Genomic DNA, 12284 nt, shown 5'->3' with positions numbered 1-12284 from the left:
TTGCCTTTACGATAAACAATCCTAGATCGGCTAGTTAGCAGATTTATTACAGAGATGTATTTGATGGATGTGAAAGTATTTAGAACCTTTCTTGAGGTTGCAAGGGTGCGCCATTTTGGGCGTGCAGCTGAAAACTTGTATTTAACACAAGCGGCGGTGAGTGCGCGGATCAAACAGCTTGAAGGCTATTTTGATACTCAGCTCTTCATTCGTGACCGCAATAACATCAAACTCACATCTTCCGGTGAACGTTTGATTGGTTATGCCGAAGTGATGGTGTCCACCCTACAACAAGCCAAATTTGAGCTGTCGTTAGAGAGTGGTAAAGCCTTGCAGTTAACGCTGGGCGGCACGCCGAATATTTGGGATGCGTATCTGCAAAACTGTTTAAGTGTGGTAACCGACTCTTTTGGTGGTTACGGCTTTATGGCAGAGGTGATGGGGCGCGAGCAACTGAACCGTAATTTGTTAGAACGAACCTTAGATATGGCTTTCGCGTTCGATCAGATCAAAGCAGAAGAGCTGAACTGTAAAAAAGTCGCTGACTTGGTTTTGGTGTTGGTATCAACGCAGCAAGATGATCTGGAATCTGTATTTCAACATAAGTATGTTTATGTGGATTGGGGAACGCGCTTTGGTTCTGAACACGCAGAACGTCACCCTAAAGTGCCAGCACCGTACCTACGTACCTCTACAGCCCGTATCGCCCTCGACTTCATTTTAGAGAAAGGCGGCAGTGCGTATCTTCCGGTGTCTCTAGTCGAACCTTTTATCGATTCGGGTCAGCTGCACAAGGTGAAAGGGGTTGAAGACTGGTATCTCCCAATTTATCTGAGCTACCGTAAAAGCAGTACCTCGGTTGATGCGATCATGCAGGTTGAGAAGTTGGTTAATGAGATTGACCCATCGACGGCTTACACATTGCAGCAAGCCGCTGAACAAGCACCTGAGTAACGGCATTCGCGGTAAGCAGTGGCTTTGCTGATTAGATTCAATAAAAAATGGCTCCCAACTAATTGTATAGTTGGGAGCCATTTTTGTTTTAAACCAGAAATGTACTTCTTTTCGGAACTAGAGATCGTTTCTAATTCCATAAATATCGTTTAAGCCTGGTATGTGTAGCCTTTATTAAAAGCCCTATAGGTTCATTAGATTCTCAATAGACTCTTCAAGAGAGTGTGACATGTACGAATGGATTTGATTGCCATCCGTTGCGTCAATCTCGATCATAGAAATCCCGTTGTCCGCTTTGTCTTCAAGAAAGCTTAGAGACTGCTCGACTGATTGACTGGTGAGAACCTGTTGATTTGATAAAACAATACGACATGTGTGTAGAACCATAGCCTTTTCCTTTTTATATTCGATAGGTCTCTGCATCTTGGCGTGCTAAGTACCGATCGTTGACGTTGTGAGAAGAATGTCCTCTCTAGGTTAAATTTAGTCGAATTGAATAAAATTAAAACCCTTTTTTGTGATTTATCTGACCTTCGCTTCCGAAAGTGGCTAGCGACAATGGTGGTTCACGGTAAACTTTTAGGTATCGGATCAAACGCTATGGTAAGTGGGAAGAGTACGGCATGTCGAAAAAGATCAATCACAACAGCAGCTTAACCAGTGAGCAGTGCCATTTGGCTCGATATGCACGAGATGCTCGCTTTGATGGGATGTTTTTTACAGCGGTGAAAACGACAGGAATTTTTTGTCGCCCGATTTGCCCAGCCACACCACCCAAAGAAGAAAACGTCGAATATTTTTCCCATCAAGCTCAAGCATTGAAAGCGGGATATCGTCCTTGTTTACGTTGTCGACCAGACAGCGCACCTTTTTCGCCGGCTTGGAAGGGCGTCGAAACCACTTTCTTACGTGCGATGCAGTTGATTGATAATGGCGCTCTGAATTCAGGATCTATCGTCGACCTTGCAACGCGGTTAGGTATTTCAGATCGTTATTTACGAACCTTATTCGACAATTACATCGGCGTGTCACCCAAGCAATATAGTCTGTACAGTCAATTGATGTTTGCCAAGCAGTTGCTGCACACCAGTAGCATGAGCATTACTGATGTCGGCTTTGCTAGTGGCTTCAATAGTACGCGCCGTTTTAATGATGCCTTTCAAAAAGAGCTGCAGCTTTCGCCAAGCCAAATTAGGCGAGCGAAGCCAAGTGACACTCAGAGTAATCATATTCAGCTTGGTTTTCATGGACCCTTAGATTGGAACCACTTGTTGAGGTTTTATCGACGAAGAATGATTGAGGGCTTAGAAGGCGTTGGCGAAAATTATTATAAGCGCACGGTAAATGTGAACGGGTCAAAGGGTTGGTTCAAGGCGACTTTAGCCAAAGATAACCGCTTGGATATTGAATTCGAGTTGGATGATATAAGCCAATTAAGAAGCTTGATTGCGAATATCCGCCGTATGTTTGATCTTGATGTCGATATTGCCAAGGTTGAGACGTTCTTTACGACTATCGATCCTAACTTGGTGGCTAAGAGTGGTATCCGTATTCCTGGCGTGTGGAGTGCTTGGGAGGCAGGCGTGAGAGCGATTCTAGGACAGCAAGTTTCGGTAACCGCGGCGATTGGTCAGCTTAACTTATTGGTCAAAGAGCTTTCTGATGAACATGAGAAAGCCAGCTTCCCAACACCAAAACAGATAGCGGACGCTGATGTTAGCTTCTTGAGAATGCCGGGAAGCCGCAAAGAGACCCTAAAGCGTTTTGCCGAATACATGGTCGACAATGAAGCTGAGCATCCTTCCAAATGGATTGAGCTAAAAGGGATTGGGCCTTGGACTATTCAATATGCACTGCTTCGCGGGTTAAGCGAACCTAATCATCTGTTGGTTGGTGACTTGGTGGTGAAGAAGTTTATTGAGCATCGCCCCGCCATCAACACGGAGAGTGTTTCGCCTTGGGGTAGTTACGCCACGTTCCACTGTTGGAATCAGTCTTAATCGGAATACTAAGCTAGGAGATATCATGGACAACCGTTTTACTTACTATGAGAGCCCATTGGGAACCGTGACGTTACAGGCGAACGATGAAGGCTTGCTCGGCCTTTGGTTCGAGACACATACCACCAAGCCGGAACCGTTGGGTGTTCAAGATGATAGCTTTCCGATCTTTGCATTGGCTATCGAGCAGCTTAATCGCTATTTCTCGGGCGAAGCTATTCAGTTTTCTGTGCCGATTGCAGCCAAGGGCACGCCATTTCAGCAGTCGGTTTGGCAGGCGCTGACGACCATTCCTTATGGAGAGACTTGGAGCTATGGACAACTGGCCGATGCGATAGGCAATCCGAAAGCCGTTCGTGCTGTGGGTTTGGCGAATGGCAAAAATCCGGTTTCAGTGATTGTGCCGTGTCACCGTGTGATTGGTAAAAACGGCAAACTGACGGGTTATGCAGGTGGCGTAGAACGTAAACAGCACTTATTGGTGATAGAGGGAAGAGAGCAAGACTAGCAAGCGATTTAGCCATGAGCCTGTCGAGATGCTGGCTGAATATCTCGTACTACTTAATGGTGAAGGCGAGTGGTTCTTAAAATATGACTTTGCATTAAAATCAACGCTTTCTGGGAAATATCGATTTGGTTGCATATTCTTTGACTATGTTCTCTAGGCAAGGATGCCCAAATGAATAGATTCCCCTTACTAATATCTGGCTGCAGCTCTGCATTATTGCTGACAGGTTGTTTAACTGATACCAGCCGACCTTTCGAGGTTCCACAGCTTGCTCTGTTCAAAGGTATGTATGAGAACGCAGATAATGACAGTTATCTACTTTTTGAATCCGGGCAAGTGACTTATCAAACAACGGATAATTCCGTGACTCGAACCTATCGTGTTGATGATGACTTGATCACCATTGAATTCAATTCTGGAAGCAGCCGAACTGACTCTAGACTAGTGATGCGCATTCAACAGAAGGGCGAGATGCTAACTTGCAACCAATGTCCAGCGATACAATTGAGTAACGTCTGGACACTTGTAGATAAGCCTGTGAAAGACAGTTCGAACTAGAAAAGATCTCCGAATTAGAAAAGATCGCCATTAAGCCATAGGTGTGCAGCGATACTGACGGCATAGCCAATCATGATCACTGGCATCCATTTCAAGTGGCCAAAGAAGGTGTATTTGCCATGCGCCGCGCCCATTAACGCCACACCTGCCGCACTACCAATAGATAACAAGCTGCCGCCAACGCCTGCGGTTAAGGTGATCAGTAGCCAGTTACCCATCGACATTTGAGGTTCCATCGATAACACGGCAAACATCACCGGAATGTTATCGACAATCGCAGATAAGATCCCCACCATGATGTTGGCCCAAATTGGATCCCATTGGCTATACATCACGCCAGAGGCAAGCTCCAAGTATCCCAGTAGACTCAAGCCACCGACACACATTACCACGCCGTAGAAGAACAGCAGAGTGTCCCATTCGGCATGGGACACTCTTCGGAATACATCAAAGGGCACGACTGAACCGAGTCGCTTCAATGCCCCCTCATCATTGTTGGCAATCGCCACCGCTTTTTTCTTCGCCAGTGAATTTGGTAAGGTCTTACGCAAGAAATAACCAAAGAACTGTAGATACGCCAGCCCCATCATCATGCCCATTACTGGAGGGAAGTGGAGTACGGCATGGAAAGCAACCGCAGTGCCGATGGTCATGATGAACAACAACACGATGCGTCTTGCACCGCGTTTTAACTCAACGTGCTGATGCACCGTGTCGGGTTGGGTTGTGGGAACAAAGTAAGACATGATCATTGCAGGGACGAGGTAATTCATCACTGAAGGAATAAATAAGGGAATGAATTCACTGAAGCTCACATAACCAGCCTGCCACACCATCAACGTTGTGATGTCACCGAATGGGCTGAACGCGCCGCCAGCGTTAGCGGCTATCACGATATTCACACAGGCTAGGTTAACGAATTTAGGGTTAGAGCCTGCGACTTTCAGAACCACGGCGCACATCAATAGAGCTGTGGTGAGGTTGTCGGCGATCGGTGAGATAAAGAAGGCCAGAATACCGGTTAGCCAGAACAGAGAGCGGAAATTAAAGCCTTTGCCCACCATCCACGCTTGCAGCGCATCAAACAGTCTTCTCTCTTCCATGGCGCTGATGTAGGTCATGGCGACGAGTAGGAAAAGTAACAGCTCAGCGTATTCCAGTAAGTTGTGTTCGAGTGCTTGCTTAGCGACTTCAACAAGGTTGTGTTCTTGGTAGATAAAACCAATGATTATCCAGATCAGTCCTGCTGCAAGTAACACTGGCTTAGATTTTCGGAGCTTTAGGTACTCTTCCATCATCACCACGATGTAGGCGACAACGAAAATGGTCAGGGATAGGTAGCCAGCGAATGAGTTGGTGAGCTTGAGTGGTTCTCCCAACTGAGAAGTGGCAGCACCTGCTACCGAAGAAAAGAGTAACAAAGAGAGAACAGCAGAAAGCTGGATACCTAACATGGATTACGCTCCGAAGTTAATAAGTTATTAACACGGGTAAAAGCGTAGACCTAAATAAGCATGTGGGGTGTGATAGATATCTTAATAATTCAATAGATTATAGTGAAAGGAATAGACTGTGATGTGAACGAAATACGGTCTGACATACTCAAAATTACTGTCTTCCACACTTAAGTTAAAGACTAAAGACTAAAGACTAAAGACTAAAGACTAAAGACCAAAGACCAAAGAAAAAGCCCTACCGGACTCAGTGCCGATAGAGCTTATTCGAAATTGCCAACATTATGCAGCATTGAGATCAAACGTCAGTGTTTGTTCTGCTGCACATACTTCAACAGGCCAGCCATAGGATTGGTATTCAAGCGCAAGTTTGTCCGCTACTACGCGAGATACTGTTGCAGTGATCCACATGCCTTTGCCCATTACTTGATATTTAAGCGTTCTCATTTCCATAGTCATCACCGTTCTCCTTCTATATTGGCTGCGCGAAGTCTATAGCACCTCTGAGGGCTGAAATTTCGAATTAAGCTCAAATTCTTTATAAAATGGCTCACTGTTTGCGCTTGGCTCAAAACTCAATCAACTAAGGGAAAACGGTTGCGTTCTGGAAGCAAAATCACTTTTTAAGTCTCTGTATTATAATCGAATTAAAATTGACCAGAAAAACAATGTAAGAGATCTCTTACAGCATTATCAGAGATCGCACTAGGTAAAAACTTCTCACTAGAAGCCAGACTTGTGTGGTGATTGTGTGCGTTTTTGGTTGCGCTGTTGAAGCAATATTTGTTTAGTTTTGTATGTTAAATATTCTAATTTACTTAGTGTATGGTTCTGCTTATAAATCTAAATCACAGTTTTATATGTTGCGGTGTTTTTTTTATTTAAACCGATACGCTATTTGATTTTGGTCATTAACCTTTCGAACATTAGTTTGCACTATCTATACGTGTTCTGTTCCATATAAGCGAGATGTATAGAGGTCCTTATGACTAATCCAACCAAAACCGATCGTAAAGTCACGATCGGCAGCTATATCGCACTCGCGTTCGCGATTGTGTTCTTTTCAGGCTTAATGCAGTCCAATGAATGGTATGGAGTGTTCGATTTTACAACGCTCAACGGTTCATTCGGTAAGGTCGCTTACGATGTGAGTGAAACGGCCGATGGTATTCAAGCGGCAACGACGTCACTGCGTGGTAAAGGCGGTAGTGGTGCTCGCGACGGTTTCATTTTTGCTTTGACACTTATTCCGACCGTGATGTTTGCACTGGGTATGATCAACGTACTTGAGCACTACGGTGCACTGGATGCGGCTCGTAAACTACTGACACCTCTGCTTCGCCCTCTGATGGGTATTCCGGGTAACTCAGGCTTGGCACTGATCGCTTCTTTGCAAAGTACCGATGCTGGCGCAGCGATGACACGTCAGCTGAAAGACGAAGGACATCTGACTAAGCGTGAAACCGATGTGTTCACCATGTTCCAGTTTACGGCGGGTGCGGCGATCGTTAACTTTTTCTCTTCAGGTGCGGTGCTGTTCACTCTAACCGCGATGGACGGCTCTTTAGCGGTGACATCGTCAATTGGTTTGGCTGTCGCTGTGATGTTTATCTTTAAGTTTGTCGGCGCGAATCTGTTCCGTATTTACCTCAACATTACTGAAGGCAAAGAAGACAAACCAAAATCAGACAAAGAACAAAAACTGGAAGAGGAAGTAGCATAATGAGCGAAGTTAAAGCAAAGAAACCAATGGTTACTGATATTTTCGTTGAAGGTGCTAAGAAAGGCTGGGTTATTGCGACTACCTCTACGGTACCGAATGTTCTGATGGCGTTTGTGATCATCAAGGCATTGCAGATAACGGGTGCGCTGGATTTGATGGGCAGTGTATTTGCTCCAATTATGGCGGTATTTGGTTTACCTGGCGAAGCGGCAGCGGTATTGATCGGTGCGTGGATGTCGATGGGTGGCGCGGTGGGCGTGGTTATCACGCTGTTTGACCAAGGTATTCTGAACGGCAACCATATAGCTATCTTGGCGCCAGCTATCTACTTGATGGGCTCTCAGGTGCAATACATGGGCCGTATTATGGGACCAATTGGTACTGAAGGTCGCTACATCCCGGTGATGATCGCGATTTCGGTATTGAATGCGTTAGGTGCAATGTTCTTGATGAACATTATTTTGTAACGTGACTTTGAACGGTTAGCTGCGAACAGCTTTCAGACGTTACAAAAAAGGAAACCCCGTTTGGCTTTCACCAAACGGGGTCTATTCTTTTCGTAGCCATCCTGCTACTGCGCGTTACTTATCTTTCAATAGGTAACTGGTGCTCCCTGCATCGTTCCTTGACGTGGCTAAATCCTTTAACCTATCCAATTCATCGCCGTCCTAGCGGTGTCCTTGCAAACTCATCATCCTGATAAGCGACTCTATCCTAGAGCATAACTTCCTTGCTGATAACTCATCCTAAGCCATCAAATCTTCATCCTGAAGATACCTAATCCGTTAGGCTTTTTCCTGTTCCTGCCAACTCCCTGTCGACATGTGTATTAAACACTGCAGAGGCTTTGCTCACAATCCACCCTAAGAAATAAATGTACCCACTGATCGAAAGAAATATGCGTGGATTCATACAAAACAAGGGCTTGGGTTTGTATTTTAGGAATTTTCTGCGAAGCTTGATTGTGATCTCTTACGTTCGGTGTGAGAGATCTCTTACAAGTACTCGGGTGCGATTTTCATTTTATCTCGGCGGGTGTTGTCGAACAGATAACAAAGAACACTGAGTAAACACAAAATAATAGGGAAATATGATGGTTACAGCACTTTACGCAGCCTTGCTGACGATCGTAATGATTTGGTTAGCAATAGAGGTGATCAAGCAAAGGCGAATCAATCTTGTTGCTCATGCTGATGGCGGTGTCGAGTCGTTACAGATAGCACGTTCGGCACAAAGTAATGCTATGGATTACATCCCAATCACCGTTATTTTGATGGGATTGTTAGAGATGAATGGCGCCGGTGTGTGGCTGATTCATGTCATTGGTGTGGCGTTTATTCTGGGGCGTGTGATTCATGCGAAAGGGATCTTAGCGAAGAACTTCAAAGGTCGAAAAGTGGGTATGGTGTTAACGCTTATCTGCATGATCTCTTTGATTGTCCTAAACTTAGCTTACCTACCTTTTGATAAAATGTTCTAGGGAGCATTATGGCGTTGCGTCTTCCTCCTGCTTGGGCGATTGTCCTCACAGGCTTGATACTCAACATCATGGCGATTGTCATGTCGAGCTTGGTGCTCGATAAAATTGAAGCTGAGAAAGCGGAGTACAACGATCGCAAATACGGTAATGTGTACTCAATACAGCTTGCTTGGAATACGATTGAAACCCTAGAGCGCAAGCGTGAAGCGATTTTGATTCACCTTGATAAACTAGAAACGGTGCAGCCGACCACGGTTCTCGACGAAGCACTGCGTGGGCAACTTAGGCGTTGGGTGAGTAGCGAAGTGCCAAGTATCTCTTTGGCTCACTTACCGAAACTGATGATGCTGATAAACAGTGCACAAGAAGCGCAACGAACTCGAATCGATGATTACTATTTGGATAACCTGACCTTGGTTGAGTTAATCCAAAGGCTTGATGAGAAAATGGCTTTCTATAAGAACATCGCCCTGTTTCTTCAAGTATTTGGCTTGGCGCTTATCTTAGCTCGCGACCTCGCTAGAAGACCTTAATCTTTAACCTTAATGCCTCCATTTACTTATCGACTTGTATCGTTAGCGAGACTCATTTGGCAGGTTAGGGTGCTGTTGGCCTTGGTACTTTGGTAACTGTTCTTTTAGCCCCTTAAACGTGCTCAGTGCACTGCCTATCGATAACTTGTTCATCAACCAATTTGGCAAGATGCCCCCTGCGTTCGCATACGCGGTGTAGGTGATGTAGGTATTGCCATTAGTCAGCGGTTGCAGTGTCCAAAGTGCGTCCACATCGTAGATTCGAATGTACCCCGACTCTTTCGCCAAATAGTTCGACGCATCCTTTATCGACAAAACAAACTGCCCACCCTCGATGCTGTATTTTGAGTAGGTCACCATGTCTCGATCTCTGGCAGGCCACGGTGCTTTGAATTGGGTATAGACGATGTTTTCATCTTCAGATATCTGCATCAACACACGGCTTTGCGATACATTATCTATCCAGTTTGGCACGTTCTCACTGTCTTCCAATAACAGTAAAAAACCGGAGTAAGTGGTGGGCGTTTGCATCTGTGCTCGTATTTCGACCAAGCCTTCGCTGTGTGGCCTTTTATCAATCATGATGCCATCTTCACTTTTGACGAACTGCCATGGGTTGGCATAAGTCAGTGTCGATAGGGCGCACAGGCCGAGTACCAAAATCTTAGGTAATGTCATTATTCTTCCATAAAAAGAAAAGCTTATCTGCTAGGAGTATAGAATAGAAATGGACTTAGTAGGTGTTGCCAATCGCTTTGGGTTGGCCTCTTTGGGGAAAATCCCAATGAAAACGGAAGCGTTCGGTCGCTTCCGTTTTATTCTTGGGCAATGGATAAGCGCTGTAGGCTAGAGCTTATAGGCTTCTACGGTTTTGATGGTTGTCCAGTTGCTGTTGGCGTCTTGGATGAACTCTTGTGTATTCTCCAGCCAGCGTTTCTGAACCGATTTGTCTAAGTTCAGATACAACTTTCCATCTTCCACCTTCCAAGCGAGAGGGTCGGTTTCAAACTTCTTACCCATGGCTACTCCAAACGCGCAGTAACCGCCATATTGAGGGGCATAGGCTTCTGGATTGGCTCGAAATTCATCTCTGTTTTCACTGCTCGCAAAGTTATAGATCGCATTGTTATAGGTCGCTGTGAACTCAGATGTGCCTTTTACTGGACCTTCATTGGCAAAGTAAGCGACAGGATCATAGCCTTTAATTGCGAGGTTATTGCTGTCGACACTCATATCAAGGTCTGCTGCCATTAACGAAAAGCTGGTGCCTAGTAACGCGGCCATTAGAGTGATTTTTTGACTGGTCGATTTCATGTGTGACATATCAAGTTCCTTGTCAGTGTTGGTTATCTTGTTTGAAATAATTTAGCCCACTCGTCCGGTCTATAGAGGGACAAAAGAACTAAAAACTAAGCGAATCGTTCGGAGGATGCATGGATCTGCTTTCACAACTAATGGAACACTTCTCGATACGCACTGGCGTTTTCTATTCTGGAAACCTGTGTGGAGTATCGTCATTTAACGCGCAACAAGGTAAAGAGGGCCACCTTCATGTATTGAGCGGGGGGGAGTTGAGCTTGTCTAGCGCTCACACGGAACACAGGCATTTGTCGCAGCCTTGCATTGTTTATTTGCCGAAATGGCGTCACTGGCCGCGATGTCTCGAACTCAGTTTATTGAAGCGTTCAAACGAGAAGTCGGTGAGACGCCCGGAGACTATGTGCAAAAGTGGCGAGTCTCAGTGGCTCAATCCCTGTTATTGCAAAATAAGCCCATCAACTGGGTCGCTGATGAAGTGGGTTACAGCAGCTATTCGGGATTTTCACGCGCTTTTCAGCATGTTGCTGGGGTGTCACCGCGCCTTTGGCTAAAGCAAAATGTATCGTGAAACGCTCGGCAACCTTACCCAAGATATGGCTATTCGCATCGGGCTGGTCTATGTTTTAGCGGAAATTGTGCAGAGTTTGTTCTTTTCTCAAAAGAGGGTCTAAAAAGGTGGACTTTTTAAGCTTGTCGTAACATCCTGCTCGTCCTATTTTATCTAGACACCAATGAGACGAAGTGCCTGCTGGACATTATTCAGCCTCCCGTATCTCATTAAAGTATTAAGGAGTTCAACTTGAACCTATTTGTAAGAGACCTTACCGTTATCGATTCTTCATACATCTGTGAACACAGAGGGGTCGTAGGAGATAGTTGGATTTTAGATGTCACCATGTCTGGTGAACTTAATGAAATGAGCATGGTGCTGGATTTTAGTAAGGTCAAAAAGCAGATCAAACAGCTTGTCGATGAGCACGTTGATCACCGTTTGCTGCTGCCAATGCAAAGCGCTGCAGTTGTTCTTCAAGCGAGCAAAGCGGGCTACTCTAAGGTTGATGTGTTGCGTGGTGACAAGAGTCTTCATCTACATTGCCCTGATGAAGCATATTGCCTGATTGATGCAGAAGCGATCACCATCGAGAGTGTGACCGCTCATGTTTATCATATTCTGCGTGATAACCTTCCAAGTAACGTCACAGGGTTAGAGATCACCCTACGTCATGAGAACATTAATGGCGCGTTTTACCACTACACCCATGGTTTAAAAAAGCATGATGGCAACTGCCAACGCATCGCACATGGCCACCGTTCTCCAGTCGAAATCTTGGTTGATGGTCAGCGTGACGAGCAACGCGAACAAGCATTTGCTCAGCGTTGGGAAGACATCTATTTAGGCTCTAAAGAAGACCAAGTTTCAATTTCATCACTTAATCTGAGTGAACACGCGCAAAGCGTTAATGATGAAAGCCACTATGGCTTTCGCTACACCGCACCTCAAGGCGAATTTGAGCTAGCGATTGCTAAGAGTGAAACAGAAATCTTGCCGACGGATACCACGGTGGAATTACTGGCAGGCTATATTGCGGATCAAGTTGAACCGAGCCTAGCAGAGAACCAATCACTACAAATCGTCGCTTATGAAGGTGTTGGTAAGGGCGCAATGGCGTTCCGATAACACTTCAACGAGTGACACAGTCTCGTTACTGACATGATGAAATAAAGGCAAGATAATCCGTTATCTTGCCTTTATT

The 12284-nt window shown here is 45.3% G+C and carries 15 protein-coding genes and 1 pseudogene; 11 read left to right on the top strand and 5 right to left on the bottom strand.

Going from position 1 to position 12284, the window contains the following annotated elements; translation table 11 throughout:
- Positions 1-63 precede the first annotated feature (63 nt).
- Positions 64-954 carry a LysR family transcriptional regulator gene (locus AB4493_RS04720; protein WP_017061518.1) on the top strand — a complete coding sequence of 297 codons (891 nt, stop codon included), beginning with the start codon at positions 64-66 and terminating at the stop codon, positions 952-954.
- A 183-nt stretch (positions 955-1137) separates the two neighbouring features.
- Here AB4493_RS04720 and AB4493_RS04715 read toward each other — a convergent pair whose 3' ends face one another.
- Positions 1138-1341, bottom strand: coding sequence for a hypothetical protein (locus AB4493_RS04715; protein WP_017061519.1), 204 nt, complete (start codon positions 1339-1341; stop codon positions 1138-1140).
- A 236-nt stretch (positions 1342-1577) separates the two neighbouring features.
- Here AB4493_RS04715 and AB4493_RS04710 point away from each other — a divergent pair, with 236 nt between their 5' ends.
- From AB4493_RS04710 to AB4493_RS04700, 3 genes are all read left to right on the top strand, one after another.
- On the top strand, positions 1578-2954 hold the full coding sequence (locus AB4493_RS04710) for an AlkA N-terminal domain-containing protein (protein ID WP_372154585.1): 1377 nt from the start codon (positions 1578-1580) through the stop codon (positions 2952-2954).
- 25 nt (positions 2955-2979) lie between these two features.
- Positions 2980-3462 carry a methylated-DNA--[protein]-cysteine S-methyltransferase gene (locus AB4493_RS04705; RefSeq protein ID WP_372154584.1) on the top strand — a complete coding sequence of 161 codons (483 nt, stop codon included), beginning with the start codon at positions 2980-2982 and terminating at the stop codon, positions 3460-3462.
- Between the two features lie 171 nt (positions 3463-3633).
- Positions 3634-4020 carry a hypothetical protein gene (locus tag AB4493_RS04700; RefSeq protein WP_017061522.1) on the top strand — a complete coding sequence of 129 codons (387 nt, stop codon included), beginning with the start codon at positions 3634-3636 and terminating at the stop codon, positions 4018-4020.
- Between the two features lie 14 nt (positions 4021-4034).
- On the opposite strand, the gene nhaD is transcribed toward AB4493_RS04700, so the two are convergent.
- Together nhaD and AB4493_RS04690 are read right to left on the bottom strand one after the other, a co-directional pair.
- A complete protein-coding gene (gene nhaD / locus AB4493_RS04695; protein WP_372154583.1) occupies positions 4035-5474 on the bottom strand; it encodes a sodium:proton antiporter NhaD in 1440 nt (479 codons plus the stop codon).
- Between the two features lie 282 nt (positions 5475-5756).
- On the bottom strand, positions 5757-5933 hold the full coding sequence (locus AB4493_RS04690) for a hypothetical protein (RefSeq protein WP_017061524.1): 177 nt from the start codon (positions 5931-5933) through the stop codon (positions 5757-5759).
- A 526-nt stretch (positions 5934-6459) separates the two neighbouring features.
- Here AB4493_RS04690 and AB4493_RS04685 point away from each other — a divergent pair.
- The 4 genes from AB4493_RS04685 (at position 6460) to AB4493_RS04670 (ending at position 9210) form a co-directional block, all read left to right on the top strand.
- Positions 6460-7197: a nucleoside recognition domain-containing protein gene (locus tag AB4493_RS04685; protein WP_048610036.1), complete on the top strand. Its 738-nt coding sequence runs from the start codon at positions 6460-6462 to the stop codon at positions 7195-7197.
- On the top strand, positions 7197-7664 hold the full coding sequence (locus AB4493_RS04680; protein ID WP_102393339.1) for a YjiG family protein: 468 nt from the start codon (positions 7197-7199) through the stop codon (positions 7662-7664). Before AB4493_RS04685 ends, AB4493_RS04680 begins: the two co-directional genes overlap by 1 nt.
- Positions 7665-8290: 626 nt before the next feature.
- Positions 8291-8677 (top strand): MAPEG family protein, encoded by a 387-nt coding sequence (locus tag AB4493_RS04675; RefSeq protein ID WP_017061526.1) that lies wholly within the window; start codon positions 8291-8293, stop codon positions 8675-8677.
- Between the two features lie 8 nt (positions 8678-8685).
- Positions 8686-9210, top strand: coding sequence for a DNA mismatch repair protein (locus tag AB4493_RS04670; protein WP_372154582.1), 525 nt, complete (start codon positions 8686-8688; stop codon positions 9208-9210).
- 42 nt (positions 9211-9252) lie between these two features.
- Here AB4493_RS04670 and AB4493_RS04665 read toward each other — a convergent pair whose 3' ends face one another.
- Positions 9253-9888 (bottom strand): START domain-containing protein, encoded by a 636-nt coding sequence (locus AB4493_RS04665; RefSeq protein ID WP_017061528.1) that lies wholly within the window; start codon positions 9886-9888, stop codon positions 9253-9255.
- Between the two features lie 49 nt (positions 9889-9937).
- Here AB4493_RS04665 and AB4493_RS04660 point away from each other — a divergent pair, with 49 nt between their 5' ends.
- Positions 9938-10060, top strand: a complete 123-nt coding sequence (locus AB4493_RS04660; RefSeq protein WP_017061529.1) for a hypothetical protein — start codon at positions 9938-9940, stop codon at positions 10058-10060.
- Here the strand turns inward: AB4493_RS04660 and AB4493_RS04655 are convergent.
- Complete coding sequence (locus AB4493_RS04655) at positions 10057-10533, bottom strand: YHS domain-containing (seleno)protein (protein ID WP_372102596.1); 477 nt, start codon at positions 10531-10533, stop codon at positions 10057-10059. The genes AB4493_RS04660 and AB4493_RS04655 overlap by 4 nt on opposite strands.
- A gap of 110 nt (positions 10534-10643) precedes the next feature.
- Here AB4493_RS04655 and AB4493_RS04650 point away from each other — a divergent pair.
- Together AB4493_RS04650 and AB4493_RS04645 are read left to right on the top strand one after the other, a co-directional pair.
- A pseudogene (locus AB4493_RS04650) lies at positions 10644-11098 on the top strand (helix-turn-helix domain-containing protein).
- A 231-nt stretch (positions 11099-11329) separates the two neighbouring features.
- Complete coding sequence (locus tag AB4493_RS04645; RefSeq protein ID WP_151408085.1) at positions 11330-12208, top strand: 6-carboxytetrahydropterin synthase; 879 nt, start codon at positions 11330-11332, stop codon at positions 12206-12208.
- The last annotated feature ends 76 nt before the right edge of the window (positions 12209-12284 follow it).

It is taken from the genome of Vibrio sp. 10N.222.55.A1, from assembly GCF_041473835.1.
GTDB lineage: Bacteria > Pseudomonadota > Gammaproteobacteria > Enterobacterales > Vibrionaceae > Vibrio > Vibrio crassostreae_C.
The sequence above is the reverse complement of the archived record's forward strand: the minus strand, read 5'-3'. Positions and strand labels throughout refer to the sequence as shown.